Here is a 25,745-nt window from a genome sequence, read left to right on the forward strand (position 1 = left end):
CATGCCAGGCAGCCGCCCCATCCCGCCGTTCCGGTCGTTCTGGATGGGCGGCTTTGAAGGCGCCGACCACCTCAATGGCGCCGGGGACCGGCTGGACATGGTGCAGGCCACCGGCCATGACCAGCGCCTTCAACAGGATTACCGCCGCGCCCGACTGCTGGGGCTGCGTACCGTGCGTGAAAGCATCGGCTGGCGTCTCGTGGAGAACGCCGAGGGCCGGTTTGATTTCAGCCGCGCGTTACGCATGGCCGAAGCGGCGCGGCGCGAGGGCGTGCAGATCCTGTGGACGCTGATGCACTATGGCGTGCCCCAGGGACTGAGCCTGCTGGACGATGCCCTGGTGCCGCGTTTCGCCCGCTTTGCCGGGGCCGCAGCACAAGCACTGGCGCCGGTCTGCCCAGGACCGCGCTTCTACACACCGATCAACGAAATCAGCTTTCTCTCCTGGGCTGCCGCCAGCGGCGACACCATGGGTCCGGCGGGGGTTCCCCCCCACCATCAGACACCCGCCATCACGGATGACTCGAGCATCAGTGGCTTCCAGATCAAGCGACGCCTGGTGCGGGCGGCATTGGCCGGCATGGCGGCCATTCGGGCGGCGGACCCGCACGCCCGATTTCTGCACGTGGAACCGGTGTTGCATGTCGCCCCCCCGGTGGATCAGCCGGAGCAGCTGGCGCAGGCCGAACGCATCAGCGCCTTTCAGTGGCAGGCCCTGGACATGCTCGCCGGGCGCATGGAGCCGGAGCTGGGCGGGCACCCGGAAGCCCTGGACTGGCTGGGCTTGAACCACTATCACAGCAGTCAGTGGGAAATCCCGAGCGAAAAGCGCCTCTCGTGGCATCTGCGGGATCCGCGACGGCGGCCGCTGGCGGCATTGATGGACGCGGTGTGGCACAGGTATCGGCGGCCGTTGATCATCGCGGAAACAGGCCACATGGGTGTCGGGCGGGCCCAGTGGCTGCATGAGGTGGCGGGCGAGGCCCTGCGGGCGCGGGCGCGCGGTATCCCGTTGGGCGGGGTCTGCCTCTATCCCTTGCTGGACCGACCGGACTGGCATGAGCTCAGCGTCTGGCACCGCAGCGGCCTGTGGCATGTGCCGAACCGGGCGTCGGCCGCCCCATCGTGCTTGCCTCTGCCCCGTCGGCTCCACAAACCCTATGCCAAGGCCTTGTTGGCATGGGCCTGCCTGAATGATCCACAGGCGCTTGCTGGCATCACACCCGACGGAAGCGATTCCTGCAAGCCCGGCCTGACGGTGCTCTTGCCGCAACCGTGGGAAACCTGGCCTGCGCGTCATCAGACCGCCGCCTTGGCCTTGGCCGAGCACTTCGTGCTGCGCCTGATCGAGCCGCCCCGGCATTGGGTGGGCGCACCGGTCATTCGCAGGTTCACGCTCGCGCCACATGCCGAATTGCTGGTGATGCACCGTCCGGCGATGGCAGACACTCAGATGGACGCCAGCACCGGCAGGGGCATCATTCCCGGCAGTGCTGCCGTCCCCGGCAGCAGCACCGTCCCCAGCAGTAGCAGTAGCAGTAGCAGTAGCAGTAGCAGCAGCAGTGGCAAGGACGGTGTCCGCGACGCAGAGGACGGCCACGGCTGGCAGGTGGCGCCCGATGCAGACACGCTGGCGATGCTGCAACAGGACCGCGAGTCCTTGGGCTCCCGACGCTGGTGGTGCTGGATCTGGTCTTGCCCACCGGAGGGCGTCCATCCGGGATGGGCCCATGCGCTGGCCGGTGAAGGTCTCATTCATCACCCGCGTGAGGCCAACACGTCCCCGGCCTCAGCGCTCGCAGCCCTGGTCCGCCTGCGTCTCCCGGCCGACTGGCCCCCGCCCCACCGACCGCTTCGGCGGCATGTGCCGGACGGCTATGAGCAGGAGGAAGCCTCCCGCCTGCTGACCGGCGCAACGCAGACCCACGGGCATCGGCCTCCAGCCGCTTGGCTGCAGGCGGCAGATACCCCGCCCCTCGACCTGCAAGCCACTCAGGCCCACGCCCTACGCACCTTGGCTCGCCAGCATCCCGGCTGGCAACTGCTGGTCGATGCGGCACCACCCACTCGGTTGAACGGCGAGGCCGACCCGCCAAATCTCCGATGGATGGGCCCCTTGCATCCGGTCCTGCATGCGACGCTGGTCGCTGCGGTGGAAGCCGCGCTGCCCTGGACGCTGTGGTCGCCCCTGACCGAGGATCTGCCGGCCCTCTCCGCGCTCTGCCGTGCAGCGCTCGCCGTGCAGGATGCATCGCAGCGCTGCCGCGACGCCCGACGGGTACAGGAGGCGCAGCAACGCCTGACCCTGATGGTGGCCGAAGCGCTGCGCGGGCGAGGTATCGCTCCTCCAGCCAACGGGGAGGAAATCAACGGGGATGAAATCAACGGGCAGGAAATCTCTACCGAAGCCAGATCCGCCTGGCCCTAGTGTGCTGTCAGTGTGCTGCACGGGCTCACGCAAACATCCGCTCGATCTGCAACACACTGCTGGGCAACCCTGCCGCCATCAACAGCCCTCGCGCAGGCCCCTGCCGCTGTCCCCACGGGTCCAGCAGCACGGTGTCCGGTGGAAGCTCATGCCAATCGGTGATCTCCTCCGCCAGTTGCGGCGCCACAAGAACAAACTCGTTGCCAAAGCCTTCGGCCGTCGCCGTCCGGACGGCCAGCCCGTCTTCCGAGCGGGCAATACGTGCAGCCAGCAGGCGCGCGCATTGCGGGGCGTCGGCAAACTTGAGCCGGTTGATCATCTGCTCATAACGGGGGTCGCCGTAGACAGCCCGCGCCAGCTCCATCGCGTCCGCATAGGGATGCCCGCTGCGATAGTCGCTGGTCAGTTGCTCTTCGAAGGCCAGCAGGGTCTGGCGCGTGCGAGCCAGGGACAGCAAGCGCTGCATGACCGGCAGACGGCACAACTCCACCAGCTCGGGCGGCGCCCGCCCGGCCACCGACAACGGGGCCGAAGCGGGCTCCACCAGGCCCCCGGCCCCTGCGGCGGGCCCGCTGGGATGTCCCGAGAGGGAAGACAGCGGCGGCACGGCCACCCCTTGCCGCAGCGGCGGCGCCTGCCGCCCCGCTGTGCGAGTGGGATGCAGATATCTCAAATGGCCGGGGGCCACACGGCTGAGATCCATGGCGTTCACCAATGATGATGGCCAAAAGCGAAGGACCCCAGCAGGCCGCCCAGACCAGCGCCCAAGGTGGCACCAAGACCAGTGGCCGCCACATGGGTCCAATCTCCCAGCAGGGGGGGCTGAAAACCCAAGCCGGGGTAGCCAAAGCTGGAGAACGATGGCCCCGCCCAGGGGCTGCCACAGGCATAGGGGGAAAAACCACCACAGGCGTCCCAGACGAGCGGCAGCGGGGGCATCAGCGGCAGCGCCGGTAGCGGCGACATGACGGGCACGGGCAGCGGTTGAAAGCTCACCGGCGGCACCAGCGGCGGCAGCGACCAGTTCGCCATCGGAGGCATCGTCTGGAAACCCTGGGGCGGCTGCGAATAAGACGCCCAGACCGGCGGCGGGGTCAGCGGTGCCTGCGTGAATGCCGGCGGCGGTGGAGCGTACGGCGCGCCCCAACTGGGTTGAGGCGGACACGATGGGATGGCAGGAGCGGCCTGAAATTGCGGAGCGGGCCGACCCGGCGCTTGCGGCGACGGCATCTTGTTTTGCCCGTGGCCCTCGAACGGCGTTGTGGGCGCGTCCGGGTCGTTCACACGGCCCTCGGCCATCAAGGCGTCCGCCAAGCCCTGCGGGTGGTGCCGAAGCGGCTCCATGCGCTGCAGCGCGCCCGCACTGAGTGGGAACAGATGACGGGCCGCCAGGTCCTGCTGGTCCGGCGTCAGGGTTCGACAGAGCCCCTCCAGGGACTGCAGCGCCCCGGCCCACTGCTGCGCGGGACCGAAGTGCCCGGCCAACCGCTGCAGGATCTGCTGGCAGGCGATGGCGTCCGACTCGGACATCGGCGCACCCGCCACACCCGGCTGGCCCATTGTGCTCATCGAGCCCATCGATCCCAATGGTCCGTAGGGGCCCAAGGGACCCAGCGGCCCCACCGGCATCGCTGCGCCGGCCGATGGTGCCGCACCCCAGGGCACCGCCATCGGCATCGCTGGCTGAGCAAAAGCATTGAGTGGAAAGGCCATGAGCGGTTCACCTCCGAGATTCGAGATGCCCTGTGGACATCGACTCCCCTGGGTGCGTACGGACCGCGCAAGTGCACGCGGTCCTCCCTCGCTCAACTCACGGCATTGAGAAATCGCAAAGTTTCAGGCGACGATCACCCGTTGCTGCCCCAGCAATTGGCGGAAGTGGTGAATGGTTCGGGACAGTCCGTCCTCCAGGCTCACCTCGGGCTGCCATCCGAGCGTGGCGCGGGCATGGTCGATATCCGGACAACGGCGGCGCGGATCGTCCTGAGGCAGCGGCAGAAACACCAGTCGGGACCGGCTTCCGGTGAGCCGCAGCACCAGTTCCGCGAGTGCCAGCATGGTGTGTTCACCGGGGTTGCCCACATTCACCGGGCCGATTTCATCGGCGCCCATCAACAGCATCAGGGCCTTCACCGTGTCGCTGACATAGCAAAAGCTGCGGGTCTGCTGGCCGTCCCCATACACAGTGAGGTCATGCCCCTGCAGCGCCTGCACAATGAAATTGCTCACGACCCGGCCATCGCCGGGCCTGAGCCTGGGGCCATAGGTATTGAAGATCCGAGCGATGCGCACATCCACCTTTCGCTCCTGGTGGTAGGCCATCAGCATCGCCTCGCCGCAGCGCTTGCCTTCGTCGTAGCAGGAGCGGGCGCCATTCGGATTCACATGGCCCCAGTAATCCTCTCGCTGCGGGTGGCGTTGCGCGTCCCCATAGACCTCGCTGGTGGACGTTTGCAGCAGCCGCGCGCCGGTTCGCTGGCTCAGCTCCAGCAGCCGCCACAGACCCAGCACGCTGCTCAGCACCGTGTCCACGGGAGCGGTCCGGTAATACGCCGGGCTTGCCGGACAGGCCAGGTTGAAGATGCGCTGCGCCTCGCCCCAGTCACGCGGCGGCTCCAGGCAGACATCGCGCCGCTGGAAGGTGAAGGCCTTGTGGCCCAGCAAGCCGTCCAGGTGGCCGATGTCGCCGGTGCTGAGATTATCCAGCGCCATCACCCGATGGCCCTGGGCGAGCAAGGCGTCGCAGAGATGACTGCCCACAAAGCCGGCCGCCCCGGTAACCGCCACCTGCAGAGAATCGTGATTCATGTCGTGACCTCATGAAAGATGTGCATCCAGTCCGCCACAAAGCGGTCGATGCCAAAACGCTCACGGGCCAGCACGCGACCGCGCTCGCCCCACTGGCGGGCCAGGCCTGGATCCCGCAGCAACTGCCGCATGGCATCGGCCAGTGCGGAAGGTCGGTTGTCGATGAAGCCGTTGTCGCCACTGCGGATGACCGTGGCCAGCTCCGTGGTGGCCAGGCCCACCACCGGCTGGCCCACCAGCATGGCTTCGATCAGTGCCAGGCCCAGGCTGGTGTAGCGGACCGGATGGAAAAAGAAGCGATGGGAAGCCATGAAGCCGGGCAGGGACTGCTGGGACTGTTCTCCCAGTCCACCGGGAAGGGTCTCGCTGCCCATGCCCACCAGCGACAGGGGCACTTGCTCCAGCATCTGGCGGTAGAGATCCAGCCCCAGCCGCCGGCCCCGGCGCTCCAGGTGGTTGATGACCACCAGCCCCTGGGCCAGTTCACCGTGATAGTGGTCCTGTCCCAGCGGCTTCACGCCATGTTCCACCACCCGCCAGGGCGTCACGCCGTTGTGCCACATCAGCGCATTGAAATGGGTGCAGTGCACCAGCAGCGCCCCCGGATCCTGCACCCTGTGCAGGGTGTCGGTGGGATGCTTTTGAGGCGGGTCATGCTCCAGATAGACACGCGGCAACTGCTGCTGCGCGCTGCTGAGCCAGCGGAGCCGATCCTCTTCCCACGCGGTGCGGTGCTGGTAGAGCACCACATCGAAGGGCATGTCGGCGATGCGATCCACCGGCGCTTCATGCACGTGCCCCCCCCAGGGCAGACTCCCCACCCGTCCAACCCGGCCCGGCGAGCGCTGCGGATCGGTCACCAGATAAAAATCATGCGGCACCTGTGTGAGGTTGTAGAGGTAATTGCCATGCACGTGCCAGGTCAGAATTCGCAGCCGTCGGGCCATCGGGAGACTCCTGGTTGGAAGCGGTCGATGCCAGCAGGTCGTCCAGGGCCAGCAGCACCTCGAAGACGGACAGCGCATCCGCACAGGCATGCCCGTTGGGGCACTCCGCATCAGCACAGGGCCGGCACGGCGCCGGCTTGGCCAGCACGCGGTGAAGGCGCCTGTCCATCGGCGACCATCGGTTCACGTCACTGCCGCAGGACAGCACCACACTGGGCACCTGCAAGGCCGCCGCCATGTGAGAGACGCCGGTGTCGTTGCAGACCAGCACGCGCGCCCGCCGAAGCAAAGCCCCCAGCGACCAGAGGCTGGTGCGACCGATCAGATTGACACAGCGCATGCCTGCGGCCCGAAGTTGTTCCTCCAGCGCCAGGCCCAGCGGCAGCTCGCCGCGCGTACCGGTGAGCACCACCGCAAGACCGAGATCGTTCAGGCCCTGCGCCACCGCCGCGAAACGGCGCAGCGGCCACCGCCGGGAAGGCAACTGCGCACCCGCATGAATGCAGGCATAGCCCGCGCAATCGTCCCAGCCGGGCCAGGCTTGCCGCAGCGCGATGTCGTCCTCCGGCCTCAGCGGAAACTCCAGCGCGTCGTCCTCGGCCGGCAGCCCCAGGTGCTGGCAGAGGCTCAGCAGCCGGTGCGTCTCGTGGCCCGACTCGGGCCAGGGATAGAACCGGGAGGCGTCCTGCGGAGGCACCCAGGCACCGGGCCCATGGAAACCCGCCATCTGCCGTGCCCCGGTCAGCGCGAGGAATGGATTGGTGACCTGCCCACTGCCGTGCAGTTGCACCGCCAGATCCCATGCCCTGTTCTGCACCAGCGCCAGCTTGGACGGCAAGCTCCGCACATCCACCCGCTGTTCCGGCAGGCCCGGCCAGCCGGGAAACGGTAGCCACTCGTCCACATGATGGATACGTGACAAATACTCGCGCGCAGCCGGCAGCCCCATGAAGCTGATCTTGGCGCGCGGCCACGCCCGGCGCAGGGCGCGCAGCGCTGGCACGGCGCAGAGGGTGTCGCCCAACATCAGGGCTCGCAGCACCAGCACCCGCTGGATCGGCCCCGCAACCGCCGATGCCCCTGCGGGGGTGGGGTCAGGAGCACCCGGAGTCGACGGCCCGTGGGTCAGCGTTGGTGGAGCGGCAAAGAGCGGCATCATCAAGGGCTCACAGAAACAACGTTCGGAAATGCCACGCGCCGCGCAGCCGCCAGTAGACGGACAGAAACGGAATCGCCGCCGATGTGACCAGCATCTCCAGCACGTGACGCGGGGCATGGGAGGTGTGCCGGAGGCGGCTCACGGCCAGCCTCAGCATGAGCAGGGCCACCGCCGCCAGCGCCGTGGCCGCCGGCCCGGGCAAGCCGGAGAGCACCAAGATCGGCGCGGCCCCTGTGAGAACGACGATGGCGTAATAGTTCCACGGTGGCACGGACCGGATGCGGCTTCGGTAGACCTGCGGGTGCTTGCGGTAGAGCAAAGCATCAAAGAAGACGTTGCGCTGCTGGCGCAAGGAGACGCCCCAGCGTTCCGGCCTGACGGGATGCCAGACTTTCGCCTCCCTCGCCCTGCCCACCGGGCCCAGTTGCTGCAGCCGGAATTGCAGATCGGAGTCTTCCCGCCAAGCGCGCAGGAATCGTTCATCGAAGCCGTCGACGCGCAGCAAGGCATCACGGCGGACAAAGGCATTGGCTGTCACGAACTCCGAGGTCTCCAACCCCCGCGTCATCAGCTCATGATCGGTCGGCCGGTCATCGACCTCTGCGGACAGGCCCAGGCGCGGCACCTGCACACAACCGGCGGCGGCCACCCAATCGGTATGGGCCGCCATGGCCGCCAGGCCGCACGCCAGCCACTGCGCATCCGCAAGGGTGTCGTCATCGGTAAAGGCCACCCATGCAGCCCTTGCACTCCGCCACCCGGTGTTGCGGGCCACGGCGGGCCCCCGGCCCTGGGCGGGCCTGAGGTAACGGATCGACGGTGCATTCGCCAAGGCTGCCAAAGCGGCTACGCACTCGCTCGTGGTGTCGTCGTGCCCATCGTCCACCACCACAATCTCAAAGTGATCCCGCGGCAGCGACTGCCCCACCAACGCCAGGAGGCACCGCTCCAGCAGCATCGGCCGGCGGAAGGTGGGCACCACGACCGAAATGGCGGGCGCATCCCCCATACCGAGCGGCTCCCTGGGCATGACCCTGGACCCGTCGATGTCCCGATCGAGCGTCATGTCGAGGCTCCCATCAGCGCCTGGGCGGCACGGGCCACCTCGATAGGGGCGACCATCCGCAGGCAGTGGTGATGGCCCTGCACGCAAACGCTCTTCTGGCAATTGCGGCAGGGCACGTCATGGTTCAGCACACGGGCCGACACGCGCCAGGGCGTGTGCTGGGGGTTGGTCAGCGCGTAGAGATCCACCACCGGCGTCCCCACTGCTGCGGCCAGATGCACGGGGCCGCTGTTGTTGGCCACCAGCACCCGCGCCCCGGCGACAAGCGCCGCCAGTTCGCCCAGGCTGGGGAACCTCGGCAGCACCAGGCTGGGGCCCTGCATCGCAGCGCGGGCCGTATCCATCAGCCCTTGCTCGCTCTGGCCAGCGCAGAACACCACCGCAGTGGAGGTGGTGTCACCACGCTGCAGCAAAAGATCTGCGGCCTGACCAAAGGCTTCGGGGGCATAACGACGTGATGAGGCGCTGGCCCCCGGATGCACCAGCACGTATCCCTGCCCTTCGCCCAGACCGGCCTGCCGAAGCAGCATACGCATGGCCGCCTCGTCCCTGGGCAAGACCCGAAACCGCAGCCGGTCATCGGCTGTGGACAGGCCCACATGGGCAACCAGATCCAGCTGACGCTGCACCTCATGGCGCATGCCCTCGCCCACCACGTCTGGATCGGTCACCTCGTCACTGAGCAGCCCGTAAGCACGTTCACGCACATGGGCCAGCGCCATCGGAATGCCGGCCATGCGGCAGACCAATGCTGCCGGCAAAGCACTCTGGGTACACACCGTGAAGATGATGGCGGCATCAAAGTGACCACGCTGCAGGCGGCGCACCAGATGACGTTCCGCCTCACCGCGCATGTCGGAGGGCTCTGCGTCCAAGGCACGGGCGCCAGCCTTCATCCACGGCACATTGACACCGATGATGTCGTTGAGCATGTCGAGATGGGGTTTCAACACCTCGGTTCCGGGCGCGGCCAGCAGCGTCAATTCGGTCCACGGCAAGGTCTCCCGCACCGCAGCAAACGCTGGCGTGCTCATCAGCACATCCCCCAGATGGTCGAGCCGCACCAGCAGCACACGGCGCACGTTGCACCAGCGCCGATGACGATCCCGGGCGACCGGGTCTTCGTCCGGCCCCACACAGGGCGGGCTGGGCGCCTGCGGAGCGCTCAGGGCCGGTGCCGACACCGAAAGATCGCTCGTGCGCTCCGCCCGTTCCTCGGCGAGCCCGTTCGACACCGTCATTGCCCCCCCTGCCATTGACGCGGCCGGGTGACCATCGCCGCCACTTGCGCCACATCGCGGGCCACGGACTTGCCCAGCGGCGAACCGGGGCCTGGCCGCAGCGTGGTCACGGTTCGCGCCACCTGGGGTTGATCCATGGGAATGGCGTCAGGATCGGCGATGGGGGGTGGCATCAGCCGCAGCGTCGGCTCCGCAGCATGGATCCGGCGCTGGCGAGCGACACGGGCATAGACCTGCGCCAGCTTCTCGGCGACGCTGTCCCAGGTGAATTCCCGTTGCACTCGAGCCAGCCCGGCCCTTCCCATGAGTCGCCCCAGTGCCGGATGGCGACGCAGGTCATCCAGCCTCATGGCCAATGCCCGGGGGTCTTTGGGCGGCACCAGATAACCGGTCAATCCATCCGCCACCGTGTGCTGAATGCCACCCACGGCGGCGCCAATCACCGGCGTCCCGCAGGCCATGGCCTCCAGCGGGGTAATGCCGAACGGCTCATACCAGGGTGTTGTGACAAACACATCAGCGGCCAGGTAGTAGTCGCGCAACTGTTGCCGATCCCTGCGCCCCACGAACTGAACCCACGGCGCGCAGCCCTCCTCCTGCGCCACTCCGCGCAGGCGGGCGATTTCCGGGGTGCGCGTCTCGTCGGGCACCACAGAGTCACCGCCCACGATCAGCAATCGCCAGGGCACCGACTGATCCAATCGCGCCACCGCACGAATGACGTTGTCCACGCCCTTGCGCGGCACCAGCCGCCCCAACTGGAGCACGATGAACTCATCCTGCGCCAGCCCCAGGCGCCGCCGCGCGGCGCGTCGGTCGCCAGGCCCGAACTCCTCCAGATCCACGCCGCAAGGCACTTGAGCAATGCGACTCGGCAACGCGCCATAGTGCTCCATCAGGTCGGCCGCATCCTGGGGGCATTCGGCAATGACGCAGTCCGCTTCACAGGCAATGCGGCGTTCCAGTGCGATCCGTTCCGCCGGAAAAGCATCGACCTCCCGCTGATGAAGCCGTCGCACCGCCCCAAGTGCATGGAAGGTTTGCACCAGCGGCACCTGCAACTGGCGCTGAAGCCGCAGCCCGACCAGTCCCGACATGAAGAAGTTGGCATGCACCAGGTCGTAAGGCAGGCTGCGGCGCATCAGCCGAAGGGCCTCGGACCCGAAGACTTTCATGTAGGGCATCAGTTGCTCCTTGGGCACGAACGCCGGAGGGCCCGCGTCGATGTGAAGCACACGAACGCCAGGCCGCATGTCCACCGCAGTCGGAAGACTGCGGTGGTCCCGCCGCGTGAGCACATCCACTTGGTGACCGTGTCTCGCGAGGGCCGCCGCGACATGCGCCACATAGACGTTCTGCCCACCCGCATCCACGCTGCCCTGTTGCGCCAATGGCGAAGCGTGCTCGCTGATCAGCGCCACTCTCAAGGCTTGGTTGCTCATGACTGCTCCGTTCGTGATGCAAGGAAGAAGGCAAACCGTGTACCTCCGGGCAGAAACCCTGACGCGAGAGATTCCTTTATTCATGGGACTTTTCGCAGAAATCATGAAAAAAGGCGTCCCGAAGGACGCCTTTGGCGATGCCGGTGGCGCTGGTGTGCGCCAACGCAGGCTCAGTTGCGGTCAGCGCGCGTGGGCAAGGAACGGTCGTTGCTGGCGCCAGCAGCCGTGTTGTCGGTCGACATGGAACCCGAGCTGTTCGGGTCCATGGTGGACGGGCTGTTGTTGCCGTTGTTCCGGCTGCCCGTGCCGGGGCCTGTGGACGAATTGTTCATGCCATTGGCATTGTTCGAATTCGTCGTCGTGGCATTGCTGCGATTCATCGGGTCATTGTTGTTGGACAGGGGGTCATTGGTGCGGTCCCGGGCGCTGGTGGAGCCCGAGCTGCCCTGCGCCCCACCGCCGGCACTCTGTGCATGCAGAATGCCCACGCCAGTGGCGAGTGCCACGGCCATGGCAACGGTAGTGATCTTGGAACGGGTGTTCATGGCTATCTCCTTGAATCGTTGAAAACAACAGGATGACGCGTAGAACCAGGCGTACACCCCATCACGGCATGGTGAACACACCGCGTGGCAACGTCGGCCCTGTGCGCCCTCCACGCGGCAAGCCCGATGCCCGTCCGCCAAGGATTTTGGGCATCGACGCACCGCCCTACGGCGTCTGGACTGCCGGGAGCACCGGCATGGCGGACGCCACCGCTGCGGGATCCACCATCACCGAGGCAGCCGTTCCCGCCGCCTGGACGGGCTGGCGCAAGGCCTGGGCCACCGTCTGGCCACGAGAGGGAAGGCCGCGAGGCGCACTGCCGATACGACGCGGCTCGGTCGATCCCGGCCTGGCTAGCAGGCGCAGACGCTGGGCCACCGCTTCGAGCCGTTGACTGAGCTGGTGCCGTTCTTCCATGCTGACGCGAGCCCGCTCCGCCATTCGCCGACGGAGTTCCGGCTGCGTCAGCATCTGATGGATCCGACCGGCGGTGTCGTCATGGTCCCGTGGTGCCACCAGCCAACCGCTGCGGCCATGTTCCACAATCTCCGGCACGCCCCCCACCCGAGTGGCCACCACCGCCAACCCACTGGCCATACCCTCCATCAATGCGAGCGGCATGGCTTCCGAGTTGGAGCTGCTGACCTGGAGGTCCAGATCGTGATAGACCGGCAGCACATCGTCGATTCGACCGATCAGGTGCACATGCGACTGCAATCCCTGCCGCTGGATCAGTTCCACCAGCTGCGAGCGCATGGGCCCTTCTCCAACCAGCACCAGATGCACGTCGGGCATGCGCTCGTGAAGCACGCCAGCGGCGCGGATGAACACGTCTGGCGCCTTCTCGGGAGACAGCCGGCCGACAAAGCCCACCAGCCAGGCGTCATGCGGCAGCCCCAGTTGCTCGCGCAGCCCGCTGGAAGGCCGCGGGCCGGGCCGAAATGCCTGCGTGTCCACACCGTTGGGCTCACAACTCAGTTTTTCCGGGTCGATGCCCAGGCCCAGGGCATGGTAGTAGCTGTGCTGGCAGACCACGCTGAGATGACTGCCCACCATGCGATGCACTTCCAGATCGGGCATGATGATCTGGCGACCATGGATGGTGGAGACCACCGGAACGCCGGTGACACGGCCCACCAGGCCCGCCAGCTGATGCGCGTTGGGCAAATGGGCATGGAGCAGGTCCACCTGCCCATGACGCACCAGTCCGGTCACCATCTGAATGGCCTGCCAGGGTGGGTCCTCCGGCATGGGCACCACCACCACGGCGGCGCCAGCGGCCCGCACGCGGTCGGTGAAGTCGCCCTCGAAGGGGCAGAGCACGGTAAACCGGAACCGGTCCCCCTGCCCCAGATGTTCAATCAGGCGCTCGACGCAGCGTTCCATGCCGCCGACGATGCCGTTACCCACCACTTCCAGCACATGAAGCCGCTGCGAGGAAGTGTCCAGACCTTGAAGCTGAGGGGACTTGTCCATGAAGGGGATCGGGGCTCGTTGAAGATCCGCGACCGGCCGAAGGCTGCCGTTCAGCAGCAGATCGGCCGCCAGGGTCGCGGGACAGAAGCGTGAGCAGCACCACCGCCGCCCGTGCTGTCTTCATCATGGGCGTTCCGGCGTGGCAGCCCATGCGGCCGGGCAAGGGCCATCGGCGGGGCCTCGGCCTCCAGCTTGAGCCCCAGCCAGGCAGCCGCCGTGCCACACCATAGGCGGTGGCGTGTGTCTGCGCCCAGTTCCAGTTCGTCCATCAGGTCGATCACCCACTGGCGACGCTCCATGACATGGGCGCCGGAGCAAGGCAGGAAGCAGTCGCTGCCGAATTGCAGCGCCCCGGCCCCCAACACCTCCAGCATGCGGGCCAGCACCTCCCGCCGGTAGGCCGGTGGTGGACCGAAGGAAATGTCCAGCCGGAACTGCGCCTGCTCATACGGGATGCCGTGGATGCGGTCGATCAGGGCCACGGCGAGCGCCTCATCGGTCCACGGCCATCCCATGTGGGCCAGGGCCACACGGGTGCGCGGATGGTCCCGCAGGGCCTCGAAATAGGTCGGCCGACAGAACCTGCCGGAACGACCATCAATGAAGATGCCGCTGTGGAAGAGCAGCGGCAGGGCCAGCTCGTTGGCCACCGCAAACACCGGTTGCACCCGCTCTTCATAGGGGTACCAGCCGGTGGGCACCATTTTGCAACCGCGTAGCCCCAGGTCCTCGACGGCGTATCGAAGATCCTGGGGCGCGGCGGGGTCGCGAGGGTCCACCACCGCGAAGCCGATCAGGCGGTCGGGGTGATGGCGCACCAGGCGCGACAAATGCTCATTGGCGCGCCGCAGGGATGCGGCGTCATTCAAGGAGTACCCATCCCCCAGGAAGGGCGCCAGCAATACACCGGTGTCGATGCCGGCCTCGTCGAGCGTGCGCAAGACATCGGTGGTGTTTTCACGTCCGGTGCAATGCAGGTGGGCGTCGATGATCATGGTCAGGTGGCTCTCAGGCGGCTCTCAGGCGGGTTCTCACCATCGGCGTTTGCGTCTGTGCGGGACGGGACACTTCCGCCAGCCAGCGTCGTACCTTCTCCGCACTCGCATCCCAACCGCTCGCGGCGACAACGGCCATGGATGCCTGGATGTGACGGCGACGCAACTCCGCACTGTCCTGCAATGCGTCTTCACACTGGCGGATGAACGCGTCCGGCTCCGCAGCAATTCGGACCACGGCGCCATACAGGCCAACCACGTCTGCCACCGGCGTGCTCACCACCGGTTTCTCGCCGGCCAGATATTCCAGCGTCTTGGTGGGGCTGATGAATCGCGTGCTTTCGTTCAGCGCAAAGGGCATCAGGCAGACATTCCAGGTCGACAGCAGGTAAGGAAGCGCCTGATAACTTTGCATCCCCAGCCAATGCAGGTTGGACCGCCTCGGCAAATCTTCCGGTGAAATCTTCACCACCGGGCCGACCATGACCATCTGCCAGTCCGGTCGCGCGGCGGCCACGGCATCCAGCAGGGCCAGATCCATGCGTTCGTCGATCACCCCGAAAAAGCCGAGGCGAGGATGAGCGATGCCCGCCTGCACCTGTTCGGCATGAGTGGCCTGTGGATGGGTTGCATCCAGATGGTCCGGTGAAAAGTGAGCGGCATCCACCGCACTGGGCAGGCAGTACACCCTTGGATGCAGCTTGCGCTTGGCCTGATGCAGCGCCGGCCCTCCGCACAACACCAGATCGGCCGCCTGCATGAGCGCGTTCTCCCGCTGCCTCAGTTGGGGCGGCGCGTGCTTGAATGCGGACAGTTCGTCCATGCAGTCATACACCAGGGCGCGCGGATGGAGCCCGGCAATCAGCGGCAGCGCCATCGGGGTGTAGAGCCAGACGAGATAGTCACGCACACTGCGCTGGTTCAGCGCCTGTTCCAGCAGGGGGAGCAGCGTCGGCAATTGGGCATCGTCAAAGCCCGGTGCATTCACCGGCGTGTACGGCACCAGCACCTCCACCGCAGGTCCACCACCAGGAGGCGACTCCATGCGGCTTTCGATGCGCGCGGGGCCGTTGCGATCCAGGACCGGTTCTTCGATGAAGAGGACTTGATAAGCGCTGGCAATACGAGACATCAGATGTTGGGGGCGCTGGTATACAAAGCCCCAGCGCAAATGGGAGAACACGATCAGATTAGGCATGGGAGTTCCCAGGTGCAACGGGTTTGCCGGCGCCTTGGGATGGAAAGGGGTGGCATGCATTGCTGCGTGCAAGGACCGGTCCACCAGGCCGGTCGGCCGACGGAGGGGCCGCCGGGCCCCTCCGCTGGACAAAAGGCGCCTCGTAGCGCCTTTTGTCTTTACTTCGTCTTGCCAGACGAAGACGTGGATGACAGCGATGAACCGGTGGCGCCGTCGCTACCGGTGGTGGGCCCGGTGCTGCTTCCCAGGGTGCTACCGCTGCCCAGGCTGGAACCGGAGGTGCCGCTGGTACCGGAGACACCTGAGGCACCGCTGGTTCCGCTGTTACCGCTGGAACCGCTCAGTCCACTGGAGCGCCCCCCGGCCATGGAGCCGCTGCCCACCGACACGTCCGAGGTGTCTGACGAACTGCTGCCAGTGCGGTTGGAACGCCACTTGTTGAAGTCCTCGCTGAACTTCTTGTAGCGGTCCTGGCGCCAGGAGTGGTAGTCATCATCCAGATTGCGCAGTTGCTCGGTGCGCCACTGGTGATAGTCAGGGTCGTGGTGGACCTGCTGGCCGCTGCCGTAGTTCTGGCCTTGGCCTTGACCTTGTCCATAGCCACCGTAACCGCCCTGAGCGCCCTGAGCGCCCTGAGCACCGCCTTGGGAGCCTCCTTGCGCCCCCCCTTGCGCCTGAGGGCCCTGGTAGCCGCCCTGGGAGCCCAGGTAGCCCCCTTGGCCACCGCCGTAGCCCCCCTGGCCGCCGCCATAGCTGCCCTGGCTGCTGCCATAGCTGCCCGGGTTGCTGCCATAGCCGCCCTGACCGCCTTGATATCCACCGCCCTGGTAGCTTCCAGCCTGATAGCTGCCGCCCTGGTTGCCACCTTGGTAGCCGCCGTCGCCGCCACCGTAGCCGCTGCCCTGGCCGCCATAGCTGCCGCCATAGTTACCCTGGCCCGCCCCAGCGCCAGTATTGCTTCCGTAGTTGCCTCCGTAGCCACCGGCACTGGAGCCGTAGCCACTGGAGGCGCCGTAGTGGCCGCGGAAGTCCTGTGAGCCACCACGATCTTCCCGGGACCCTTCATGCCGCGGCCCCTGGTCGCGATAGCCGCCCTGGGGTCCATTGCCATATTGGCCTTGATACCCGGCAGAAGCTTCGCTGCCTTCGTAGCTCCGCGAGCCGCCTTGCAGGCCACTCGGGTAGCCGCCCTGCGAACCACCTGGATAGCTACCCTGATGGCTCCCCTGGGAGCCGCCCTGATAGCCGCCCTGATAGCCACCTTGGCCGTAGTCGTCACGATGCCCGCCCTGCCCCTGTTGAGGCTGCTGGCTCTGGTAGCCCTGCGAGCCGCCATATTGCTGGCCTTGTTGACTTTGCTGGCCGTACTCAGTGCGCTGCGAGGACTGTTGTCCTTCGTTGCGGCGCTGGTCGCTGCCTTGTCCTCGGTGTTGCCCTTGCTGGTTCATGTCGCATCCTTTCGTTCGTCTGAACGGTTGAATAAGCTCGAGACCCCCTGATGCGTGGGGTCCCCACTTCGATTTGGCAATGGGTGTGCCGCAAGCGATGAATGCAAGGGATGCGATGGATGCGATGGATTCGATGGGTGCGCTTAAGGCAACGAGCGTTCTCTCTAGAACGAAGCGGTGATCAGGCGGCTCTCTCAACCGTCATTCGAAATGACTCAGACCTCTCTTCATTCAAAGCAAGAGAAGCGTTTCTTGCTGCACCGCTTGCGCCGACAACCCCGATGCCATCAATATTTGCAGGCGATTTGACAATCGCATTCATTGTTCTGCGATGGCCGGATTCATTGAATTCCTCAATGTTTACGCTAACACGCGGGAGATTGAAGTGGGAGATTGAAGTGGGAGATTGAATTTGGAGATGAATGCTCAGAGGTGCTGATCGGTTGGCCTCTTCAGACCGTGTCGCCGCGAAAAGGCCCAGCTCAACTCCGCACCCATCAAAAACACCTGTGTGGAGTAGTAGACCCACAGCATCATCACCACCAGGGACGCCGCTGCTCCGTATGCCGAACCGATGGCACTCCGCCCCAGATAAAGCCCGATCAGCGACTTGCCCAGACTGAACAAGGCCGCGGTGATCAAGGCCCCCACCCATACATCCCGCCAGCGAATGGCAACGTCCGGCACCCATTTGTAGATCACCGCAAACATCACGGTGATCAACACATAGGACAGCAGCGCATTGAGCAACTGGGCCAGCATCAGGAAGTCGTCCCCCAGCCAGGGTGTCCACCATTTCCCCATGGCGGCCAGCGCGGCACTGGCCACCATCGAGATCATCGACAGGAAACCCAGCCCCATGATGAGCCCCAGCGACAGCAGCCTGCGGCGCACCACCGTCCACAAGCTTTGCCACACCGGAATGGACTTCGGCAGCGGCACCTTCCAGATGCGATTGAGCGAGTTGTGCAGTTCAGCAAACACCGACGTGGCGCCCACCAGCAGCACCAAGGTGCCGATGACCGCTGCCCAGCCGCCCTCCTCCGGGCGGTTGACCCGTTTCAGCAGGTCTTCCACTGCCACGGCGCCTTCGAGACCGATCAGGTCCGACAACTGATCCATCACCTCGCCTCGCGCCGCCTGCTCTCCGAACACCAGGCCCGCCACGGCAATGACGATCAACAGCAGCGGGGCAATTGAAAACAAGGTGTAGTAGGCCAACGCTGCGCCCATGCTGGGGACGTTGTCGTCACTCCAGGCCTGTGCCGCTTCTGTCACCAGGTCCGCAGCGTCCTTCAAAACGCGAGGTAGTTTGATCATGAGTTCCTGCCATGCTGTGGGGTTGCGCCTGGGTGGCGCCAAGCGCCTTACGGATTCCCTTTCACAGCAAGGGTAATGCCCGGCAGATGAACTGCGCCTCGCCGGGCTTTGGCATGTCCCAGTCCCCGTGGAAGGCCAAGGGCGCCCCCGGGCGGGGCAGGAGCGTGGATTGCGATGCACTCGCCATGGAGCCGCGCCACGATCGCCCGACCACCACCGATGTGCTGTCCGGCCTTTGGGAGGCACTCTGGCCTTGGCGCTGGCGTACGCTGCTGGCGCTGTTGTTGCTGATTGCCTCCAAATTGGCAGCGGTCGGTGTGCCCGGGGTGCTGAAGCAGATCGTGGATCACCTCACGCCGCCGATGGGACCGAACACGGGCGCCGTGCTCTCCACGTCCGCCATCACGGCGGCCCTGACCCTGCCGGTCTGGCTGTTGGTCGGTTATGCGCTGCTGCGCTACGCCAGCACCCTCTTCACCGAACTCCGCGATCTGGTCTTTGCCCGAGTGGGCAAGCAGGTGGTGAGTGGATTTTCCGAGCGCGCCTTTGCTCATCTGCTGTCCATGAGCCCCCGCTTCCATGCCCAGCGCAACACCGGCTCGCTGATCCGTGAAGTGGAGCGTGGCACGGGCGGCATGGGGTATTTGCTGGGCGCGGGTGTCTTTACCGTGGTGCCCACGGCGGTGGAGTTCGCGGCCGTGCTGGTGGTGCTGCTGCATTACGGCTTCGGCTTTGTGATGATCATCGCCGGCAGCATGGTGCTGTACGCCATCTGGACCGGCTGGATGACCCGGACACGGGTCGAAAAGCAGCGGGTGATGAATGAATCCGACGCCAGGGCCCATGGTCTGCTGGTCGATACCCTGCTCAATTACGAGGCGGTCAAAACCCACGGGCGCGAGCAGGCCGAGCGGGCGCGTTATGGGAGCGTCCTGGCCGAGTGGGTGGATGGAAGTGTGTCCAGCCAGGAGACGCTCTCGGCCCTGCATCTGGGCCAGGCCGCCATCATTGCGGCGGGCATTGCCGGCGTGATGCTGATGGCCGGCAGCGATACGGTGCAGGGCCGCATGAGCATTGGCGATCTGGTGCTGGTGAATGCCTATCTCATCCAGGTGTTCCTGCCTTTGAACACCTTGGGTTTTGTCTTTAGGGAAACCCGGGATGCACTGCTCAACACCGAGATGCTGTTCGCCTTGCTGGCGCGCGAACCGGACATCCAGGACGCCCCCGATGCCAGCCCGCTGCAGGGCCAGGACACCACCGTACGCTTTGAACACATCGACTTCGGCTACGAACCTCAGCGGCAGATTCTCAACGACCTCACGCTGGAGATCCCCCACGGCAAGACCTTTGCGGTGGTGGGGAGTAGCGGGTCCGGCAAGTCGACCCTGGCGCGGCTGCTGATGCGCATGTACGACCCGGACCGCGGCCGGGTGCTGATTGGCTCGCAGGACCTGCGGCAGATCAGGCAGGAGAGCCTGCGGGAGGTGATTGGGGTGGTGCCCCAGGACCCGATGCTGTTCAACGACACCATCGCCTACAACATCAGCTATGGACAACCGGGCGCCACCCGCGAAGAGATGGTCGCGGCCGCACAGGCGGCCCAGGCGGACGACTTCATCCGCCTGCTGCCGGAGCAATACGACACCCTGGTGGGGGAACGCGGCGCACGCCTTTCAGGCGGCGAGAAGCAGCGTATTGCGATTGCGCGCGCATTCCTGAAAAACCCGCCCATCATCGTCCTGGATGAAGCCACTTCGGCGCTGGACACCCGCGCCGAACGCGCCATCCAGGGGGCATTGGAAAACGTGGCCAAGGACCGCACCTCGCTGATCATCGCCCACCGGCTGTCCACCATCGTGGGTGCGGACGAAATCATCGTCATGGACCGGGGCCGCATCGCCGAGCGGGGACGCCATGACGATCTGCTGGTACACCAAGGCCTGTATGCCCAGTTGTGGGAACTGCAGCGGCAGCAGCAGCAAGCGGAGACCCTGGAGCGCCGGATGGCCCAGCATCCGGTCAACCTGGCCGGCCTGCTGGTGCTGAGCCTGGACGGCCTGCGCGACCAGTTGGCCGCCACCACCACCGAGCTCTACACCGACATCGACCTGGACGTGGCCAGCATCACCGGTGACGCCTCCCGCATGGCGCGGATGGTTCAGCTGATGTGCCAGTTGGGGCTCCACGGCGCGGCCGGTGGACGCATGGAGGCCCGCCTGGCGCGTGGTCCGATGGCCAGCTCGCTGACGGTGGGCTATCACGGGCGCCTGGATGCCGAAGCGTCCGGCCCGCCGGACACCCTGGAGCTGCGCACGTTGGTGAGCAGCTCCAATGCCCAACTGTCGGTGCTGATGGACCCTTTTGTCGGCGTTCAGCAGTACCGGCTGGACTTCCCCCTGCCGGCCCTGGCCCCGTCCCCTTTGCCCACGGCCGTGGTGCAGGAAGTGATGCCGCAGCAAGCCATTCCAGTGGATGAGCGGGTGGCCGCGCAGGACCACCCGCTCGCCGGCCTCACTCTGATGTGTGTGGACGACGACAACGACGCGCTGGAGTCGCTGGGCCACCTGCTGGAACATGAAGGCGCACGCACCGAACGCATCACCTCCGGGCACGAGGCGCTGCAGCGCCTGGCGGCACGGGAGACGGCGGACTGGCCGGATGTCCTGGTCTGCGACATCGCCCTGGGACCGGAAGACGGCCATGCCGTGGTGCGCAGCATCCGTGCCCTGGAGGCCCTGCGGGATGTTCCCCTGGACCAGCGGCTGCCCGCCGTGGCGCTGACCGGCATGGCGCAGGCGGAAGACCGGCTGCGGGCCCTGGTGGCCGGTTTTCAGCGCCACATGGCCAAGCCGGTCAATCCGGACGAGCTGGTGCGCGCGCTGTGCCAGCTGGCTCGTGTGCATGCCTGACCGCCGCTGTCACCGCCGCTGTCACCACCGCTGTCACCCCGGCTGTCACCCCCGCTCTTCCATGACCTCTCCTCACTTCCCACGCCACCCACATCTGCCCCCCCGTCCTTCCGCACGCCATTCAACTGCCTTCAGGAGCCCCCCATGTCCGCCAGCCCTTCCTCCACTGCATCCCCTTCCTCCCGCCCCATGCTGACGCTCGGCATCAATGCCAGCTTCCATGACTCCGCCGCCGCGCTGATGCTCAACGGTGAGGTGCTGGCAGCGGCGGAAGAGGAACGTTTCACCCGCATCAAGCATGGCAAGCGCCCGGTGCCCTTCACCGCCTGGGAGCTGCCCTATCACGCCATCAACGATTGCCTGAAGGAAGCCGGTGCCACGCTGGCTGACCTCTCCCATGTGGCCTACAGCTTCGACCCGCATCACTTCATGGGTGAACGGGCGCCGGACCAGCGCCTCACCCTGCCCCTTCGCCCTTCCGACTTCGCCGCTGGGGACTGGGAGAGCCCGTGGGATCCGCTGTTTGCCGCGTACATCCTCAATGCGCCACGACAGTTCACCGACGGGGTGCCCCATCATCTGAAGAAGCGCTTCGCCGGGGTGGCGCATGACAGCGCCCCTTATCGCTGGCACTTCGTGCCGCATCACCTCTGCCATCAGGCCAGCGCCTTCCTGGCGGCGCCCTTCTCCAGCTGCGCGGTGATGACGCTGGACGGGCGCGGCGAGCACGCCTCCACCTCTTATGGACGCTACCGCCACAACCGTTACGACGCGCTCGGTGAAGTGCGTGTGCCCCATTCGCTGGGGCTGCTGTACGAGCAGGTGACGACGCATCTGGGATTTCTGCACTCCAGCGATGAATACAAGGTCATGGCCCTGGCGGCACTGGGCACGCCCCGATATGCCGATCTGCTGCGGGAGCATGTGCAGGTGATGCGGGACGGCCAATATGAAATCCGCCGCCTGGATCTGGCGCGGATGTTGGGCCCGAAGCGCCGCTCCGGCAGCCAGATCACCGAGGAGCAGTTGGACCTGGCAGCGTCGCTGCAGGACGTGTTGGAGGACACGGTACTGAAGTTGGCCCGATGGCTGCGCGAAGCCAGCGGAGAAGACCGACTCGCCATGGCGGGCGGTGTGGCGTTGAACTGCGTGATGAATGCGCGGCTGCGGGATGCCGGCATCTTCCAGCAGGTCTGGGTGCAGCCTGCCGCAGGGGATGCGGGCACCGCGCTGGGGGCGGCGTTGTGGGTGGACGCACGAGAACGGTTGCAGGCCGCCCCGGATGATGCCCAGGCGGCAGATCAAGCGACGGCGGCGGCCACCCGCGTGTTGGAGCGTGCTGCGGGCGGCCATGCAGAAATGGAAGGTCCGCTCACCGGTGAGCGCGGCAGCTTTGCCCTGGCGCCCCGCGCATGGGTCATGCAGCACACCTACCTGGGCCCAGCCTTCACCGATGAAGAGATTGAAGCCTTGCTGCGCTGGGCCCAGCTGGATTACCGCAAATCCGAGGACGTGGCCGAGGACACCGCCCGGCTGCTGGCCGACAACAAGGTCATCGCTTGGTTCCAGGGTCGAATGGAATTCGGCCCTCGGGCCCTGGGCGCCCGATCGCTGCTGGCATCGCCGGTCGATCCGGCCATGCAGGCACGGTTGAATGAGCTGAAAGACCGTGAGGACTTCCGCCCTGTCGCCCCGGCCATCAACCGGGAAGACCTGGCGGACTGGTTTGAGCCGGCGGACGCCAACCAGGGCGAGTCCCCCTTCATGCTGTTCGTCTACCGTGTGAAGCCCGGCAAGACGGAGCGCATCCCATCGGCACTGCACACCGACCACACCGCCCGGGTCCAGACGGTGGACAGCGCCACCAATCCGATCTTTCACGATCTGCTGTGCGCTGTGGGGCGGCTCACCGGTGTGCCGGTGCTGGTGAACACCTCCTTCAATGTGCGCGGGGAGCCGATGGTCGGAACACCCAAGGCTGCCATCGAGGCCTTCTTCAGCACGCCGCTGGATGCGCTGGTGATCGGGTCTTTCATTCTGGAAAAACCGAAGCGACGCGGCACGTGATTTGCCAATGAAGCACTTGTAGCAACCACCCAGGAGACACTCCATGGCAAGCACTACCATCCCGTCCGACCGTGTTGAAGGCACCAAGGTCTACAACGGCAATGGCGACAAGCTCGGCACCATCGACAACCTCGTCATCGACAAGCGATCGGGCCTTGTCCGTTACGCCGCACTGGAATTCGGCGGCTTCATGGGCATCGGCACCGATCGTTATCCGATTCCATGGAACATGCTGAAGTACGACACCGGCCTGGACGGCTATGTCGTGCCGCTGCACGAAGACCAGTTGGAAAAGGCGCCCAGGTATGCCCAGACCGACCGTCCTGACTACACGGACGATTACGGCCGCAAGGTCTACGACTATTACGGCGTGGCCTGGCTGTAAGGCCCTTCGTTCTCTGTTTTCATGCCTGCAATGAAGTACCGCCCCCTCGGGGGCGGTTTTTCCGTCCCCCTCAGGGACGGTACTTCATTGGCAAAGGGATGGATCAGCTTTCGCTGCGTGCAGGGATCACGGGCTTGATGGCACCGGTGCCGACAAAGCGCGCGTATTCGGTGCGGGGCATCACGGCACTCATGCGGTCGTGTTCATCTTCCCACCCGATCGTCACGTCGTGCTCGCCCACGGACACTTTCACGGGGCCCTGCGGGATCTCCAGCATCGGGCCGTCGCCGGTGCGGTAGGACACCTCACCACAGACAAAGGCGCTTTGGTGCAGCGGTTGGTCTTCCATCTGTTTCATCTCGACCGAAGCGTCGAGCACGGACTCGTCAGCGGGATGCTCGGGCGGCAAAGGGGGGCGGGCGCTCATGGCGAATCCTCCAGGTGATCGTCCTGTCCCAGGTCCTCCAGAAACTGCCACAGCCGCAAGGCCAGGGCCGTGGCGGTGCAGGAAGCCAGTGTCATCAGCAGGAGCATGTCATCCATCAAAGACCTCACGAAGCTTGCGATATGCACCGCAGTCGGAGCCTGTGGCGCATGGGCCGGCTGAGAGACAGGACCGGGAGAAGAACGGGTTGCGATGCAGCCATGTTCACCTGGACCCCACCCTCCAGCGAAGCGGCGGAAGCCGCGCGCTGGTGTAGGCGCAGTCCCACGCGCGCCAATCAGGGACAGAACCGCGCCAGGGCAAGCCGCCGGTGGCGCAGATTCAACCGGTCAGGCGCTGATGGTGACAGGCACCTTGGGTGCCGTACGCCGACGTACGGTCAGCGCAGGCCGGGACCACCGCTTGCAATGCGTGTGTAGGACGAAACCGTACAGGGTTCGGTTCGCATGGCCGACACGCAACACCGAGATGCGCCTATGGGCGTGGCTCGACTCAGCGCCGATAGTTGAATCAAAGCCTCTCCCAAGGAGAAATCCATTGAGCTCCCTCAGCATCTCCGCCGCAGACAGCCTGCAGCAATACGAAGTCCGCTTCGAATCGATGTTCGATCCGGGTCGCGCCATGTCCTTCCCTTGTGACCATGAAGGCCATGTGGATCTCGACAGCTTGCCAATGCGAGCGCGTAACAACTACCTCTTTGCCCGTGCAATGGTTGGCAAAGATTACCTGCCACCTGCCATCTTGAAACACTGAGCACCACGCGGCGTTGGTTGAATGCTTCGCGAGCGCCGATGAACTGCCGGATGTCCTACACCCGCTTCGTTGTTTGTCTGACCCAGCTTGTGTGGAGAAATTCTTAAAGTGAAGTCATTCCGCAACCGGCCGCAGCCAGCGGCACACAGCGGCAGACAGTGGCAGACAGCGAAAGGAGTTCACCATGAACTGGGACCGAATCGAAGGCAACTGGACCCAAATCAAGGGCAAGGTCCGTGAGCAATGGGGCAAGCTCACCGACGATGACATCGACGTCATCGCCGGCCAGCGTGACCAGCTGGCGGGCAAGATCCAGGAACGTTATGGCATTGCCCGTGACGAAGCAGATCGCCAGCTGGACGCCTGGCAGAAGAATGCCGACGACCGTTGGCTGAGCTGATCAAAAGACCAGTCAGGGCGAAAAGTAGCCGCGCTTGAGAGCAATCGTAACCGCATGGGTGCGGTCGTTGGCATGGAGCTTGGAGAGCACACTCTTCATGTGCATCTTCACCGTTTCTTCGCTGACGCCCAGTTCCACCCCCACCCGCTTGTTGGATCGGCCTTCGGCGACGAGGCGCAGCACCTCGATCTCGCGGGGGGACAGGCTGCCTTCCGAATCTTCGTCCAGCATGCGGGCGATTTCGCCCGGAATGCAGCGCTGGCCGTCATGCACGGCGCGGATGGTGTCCACCAGGTCCTTGCGCAGCATGCTCTTGAGCAGATAGCCCATGGCACCACCGGCCAGGGCGCGCCGCACCTGCACATCGCCCCGGTAGGTGGTGAGGATGATGATGCGGGCATCCGGAAACTCCTGCCGCAGGGCCGTCATGCAGTCGATGCCGTCCATGTCAGGCAGGCGCACATCCATGAGCGTGATGTCCGGACGATGCTCCCGGAACCTGGCCAACGCTTCCTGCCCGCTCGCGGCTTCGGCCACCAGGCGCAGATCCGCTTCGTCCTCCAGAGTGCCCGCAATGCCTTCCCGCAGCAGTGGGTGGTCGTCCACCGTCAGGATACGGATGGGCGACTGCAGACGCCCGGTGCCGGGCTGCAGGGGGTGAGCATCAAAAGCGTCAGGGACCTCGGGCATGCTTCGTACGATAACGGAA

The 25,745-nt window shown here is 65.7% G+C and carries 21 protein-coding genes and 1 pseudogene; 6 read left to right on the forward strand and 16 right to left on the reverse strand.

All coding sequences use genetic code 11. From position 1 onward, the window contains the following. The first annotated feature begins 1 nt into the window (after nt 1). Nucleotides 2–2,428 carry a hypothetical protein gene (locus tag OU995_RS21845; protein WP_267832238.1) on the forward strand — a complete coding sequence of 809 codons (2,427 nt, stop codon included), beginning with the start codon at nt 2–4 and terminating at the stop codon, nt 2,426–2,428. Nucleotides 2,429–2,453: 25 nt separating this feature from the next. Here OU995_RS21845 and OU995_RS21850 read toward each other — a convergent pair whose 3' ends face one another. The 14 genes and pseudogenes from OU995_RS21850 to OU995_RS21915 all read right to left on the reverse strand — a co-directional run bounded on the left by OU995_RS21850 (nt 2,454) and on the right by OU995_RS21915 (nt 18,074). Continuing rightward, on the reverse strand, nt 2,454–3,131 hold the full coding sequence (locus tag OU995_RS21850; protein ID WP_267832239.1) for a hypothetical protein: 678 nt from the start codon (nt 3,129–3,131) through the stop codon (nt 2,454–2,456). A gap of 5 nt (nt 3,132–3,136) precedes the next feature. Further along, nucleotides 3,137–4,141 (reverse strand): hypothetical protein, encoded by a 1,005-nt coding sequence (locus OU995_RS21855; RefSeq protein ID WP_267832240.1) that lies wholly within the window; start codon nt 4,139–4,141, stop codon nt 3,137–3,139. A 123-nt stretch (nt 4,142–4,264) separates the two neighbouring features. Continuing rightward, nucleotides 4,265–5,236: a UDP-glucuronic acid decarboxylase family protein gene (locus OU995_RS21860; protein WP_267832241.1), complete on the reverse strand. Its 972-nt coding sequence runs from the start codon at nt 5,234–5,236 to the stop codon at nt 4,265–4,267. Then, nucleotides 5,233–6,183, reverse strand: a complete 951-nt coding sequence (locus OU995_RS21865) for a glycosyltransferase (RefSeq protein WP_267832242.1) — start codon at nt 6,181–6,183, stop codon at nt 5,233–5,235. The genes OU995_RS21860 and OU995_RS21865 overlap by 4 nt, the downstream gene beginning before the upstream one ends. After that, nucleotides 6,107–7,342: a glycosyltransferase family 9 protein gene (locus tag OU995_RS21870; RefSeq protein WP_267832243.1), complete on the reverse strand. Its 1,236-nt coding sequence runs from the start codon at nt 7,340–7,342 to the stop codon at nt 6,107–6,109. The genes OU995_RS21865 and OU995_RS21870 overlap by 77 nt, the downstream gene beginning before the upstream one ends. Before the next feature lie 7 nt (nt 7,343–7,349). Further along, nucleotides 7,350–8,351, reverse strand: coding sequence for a glycosyltransferase family 2 protein (locus OU995_RS21875; RefSeq protein ID WP_267836333.1), 1,002 nt, complete (start codon nt 8,349–8,351; stop codon nt 7,350–7,352). A gap of 53 nt (nt 8,352–8,404) precedes the next feature. Then, nucleotides 8,405–9,649 (reverse strand): glycosyltransferase family 9 protein, encoded by a 1,245-nt coding sequence (locus OU995_RS21880; protein ID WP_267832244.1) that lies wholly within the window; start codon nt 9,647–9,649, stop codon nt 8,405–8,407. A gap of 140 nt (nt 9,650–9,789) precedes the next feature. Then, a pseudogene (locus OU995_RS21885) lies at nt 9,790–11,091 on the reverse strand (glycosyltransferase family 4 protein); the annotation flags it as partial. A gap of 170 nt (nt 11,092–11,261) precedes the next feature. After that, nucleotides 11,262–11,636: a hypothetical protein gene (locus OU995_RS21890; protein WP_267832246.1), complete on the reverse strand. Its 375-nt coding sequence runs from the start codon at nt 11,634–11,636 to the stop codon at nt 11,262–11,264. A 166-nt stretch (nt 11,637–11,802) separates the two neighbouring features. Next, complete coding sequence (locus OU995_RS21895) at nt 11,803–13,113, reverse strand: glycosyltransferase family 4 protein (protein WP_267832247.1); 1,311 nt, start codon at nt 13,111–13,113, stop codon at nt 11,803–11,805. 50 nt (nt 13,114–13,163) lie between these two features. Then, on the reverse strand, nt 13,164–14,108 hold the full coding sequence (locus tag OU995_RS21900) for an amidohydrolase family protein (RefSeq protein WP_267832248.1): 945 nt from the start codon (nt 14,106–14,108) through the stop codon (nt 13,164–13,166). Between the two features lie 13 nt (nt 14,109–14,121). Further along, nucleotides 14,122–15,306, reverse strand: a complete 1,185-nt coding sequence (locus tag OU995_RS21905) for a glycosyltransferase (protein ID WP_267832249.1) — start codon at nt 15,304–15,306, stop codon at nt 14,122–14,124. A gap of 158 nt (nt 15,307–15,464) precedes the next feature. Then, nucleotides 15,465–16,754 carry a hypothetical protein gene (locus tag OU995_RS21910; RefSeq protein ID WP_267832250.1) on the reverse strand — a complete coding sequence of 430 codons (1,290 nt, stop codon included), beginning with the start codon at nt 16,752–16,754 and terminating at the stop codon, nt 15,465–15,467. Nucleotides 16,755–17,180: 426 nt separating this feature from the next. Further along, nucleotides 17,181–18,074, reverse strand: a complete 894-nt coding sequence (locus tag OU995_RS21915) for a YihY/virulence factor BrkB family protein (protein WP_267832251.1) — start codon at nt 18,072–18,074, stop codon at nt 17,181–17,183. A gap of 11 nt (nt 18,075–18,085) precedes the next feature. On the opposite strand from OU995_RS21915, the gene OU995_RS21920 reads away from it, so the two are divergent. The 3 genes from OU995_RS21920 to OU995_RS21930 all read left to right on the forward strand — a co-directional run bounded on the left by OU995_RS21920 (nt 18,086) and on the right by OU995_RS21930 (nt 23,438). Then, a complete protein-coding gene (locus OU995_RS21920; RefSeq protein ID WP_267832252.1) occupies nt 18,086–20,986 on the forward strand; it encodes an ATP-binding cassette domain-containing protein in 2,901 nt (966 codons plus the stop codon). Nucleotides 20,987–21,130: 144 nt separating this feature from the next. Then, complete coding sequence (locus OU995_RS21925) at nt 21,131–23,053, forward strand: carbamoyltransferase (RefSeq protein ID WP_267832253.1); 1,923 nt, start codon at nt 21,131–21,133, stop codon at nt 23,051–23,053. Nucleotides 23,054–23,096: 43 nt separating this feature from the next. Beyond that, a complete protein-coding gene (locus tag OU995_RS21930) occupies nt 23,097–23,438 on the forward strand; it encodes a PRC-barrel domain-containing protein (RefSeq protein WP_267832254.1) in 342 nt (113 codons plus the stop codon). A 103-nt stretch (nt 23,439–23,541) separates the two neighbouring features. On the opposite strand, the gene OU995_RS21935 is transcribed toward OU995_RS21930, so the two are convergent. Continuing rightward, nucleotides 23,542–23,865 carry a hypothetical protein gene (locus OU995_RS21935; RefSeq protein ID WP_267832255.1) on the reverse strand — a complete coding sequence of 108 codons (324 nt, stop codon included), beginning with the start codon at nt 23,863–23,865 and terminating at the stop codon, nt 23,542–23,544. A 555-nt stretch (nt 23,866–24,420) separates the two neighbouring features. Here OU995_RS21935 and OU995_RS21940 point away from each other — a divergent pair. After that, nucleotides 24,421–24,636, forward strand: coding sequence for a hypothetical protein (locus OU995_RS21940; RefSeq protein ID WP_267832256.1), 216 nt, complete (start codon nt 24,421–24,423; stop codon nt 24,634–24,636). Nucleotides 24,637–24,820: 184 nt separating this feature from the next. Continuing rightward, a complete protein-coding gene (locus OU995_RS21945) occupies nt 24,821–25,036 on the forward strand; it encodes a CsbD family protein (protein WP_267832257.1) in 216 nt (71 codons plus the stop codon). 12 nt (nt 25,037–25,048) lie between these two features. Here the strand turns inward: OU995_RS21945 and OU995_RS21950 are convergent, their stop codons facing one another. Next, nucleotides 25,049–25,726: a response regulator gene (locus tag OU995_RS21950; protein ID WP_267832258.1), complete on the reverse strand. Its 678-nt coding sequence runs from the start codon at nt 25,724–25,726 to the stop codon at nt 25,049–25,051. Nucleotides 25,727–25,745: the final 19 nt, after the last annotated feature.

It is taken from the genome of Roseateles sp. SL47, from assembly GCF_026625885.1.
Lineage (GTDB): Bacteria > Pseudomonadota > Gammaproteobacteria > Burkholderiales > Burkholderiaceae_C > Roseateles.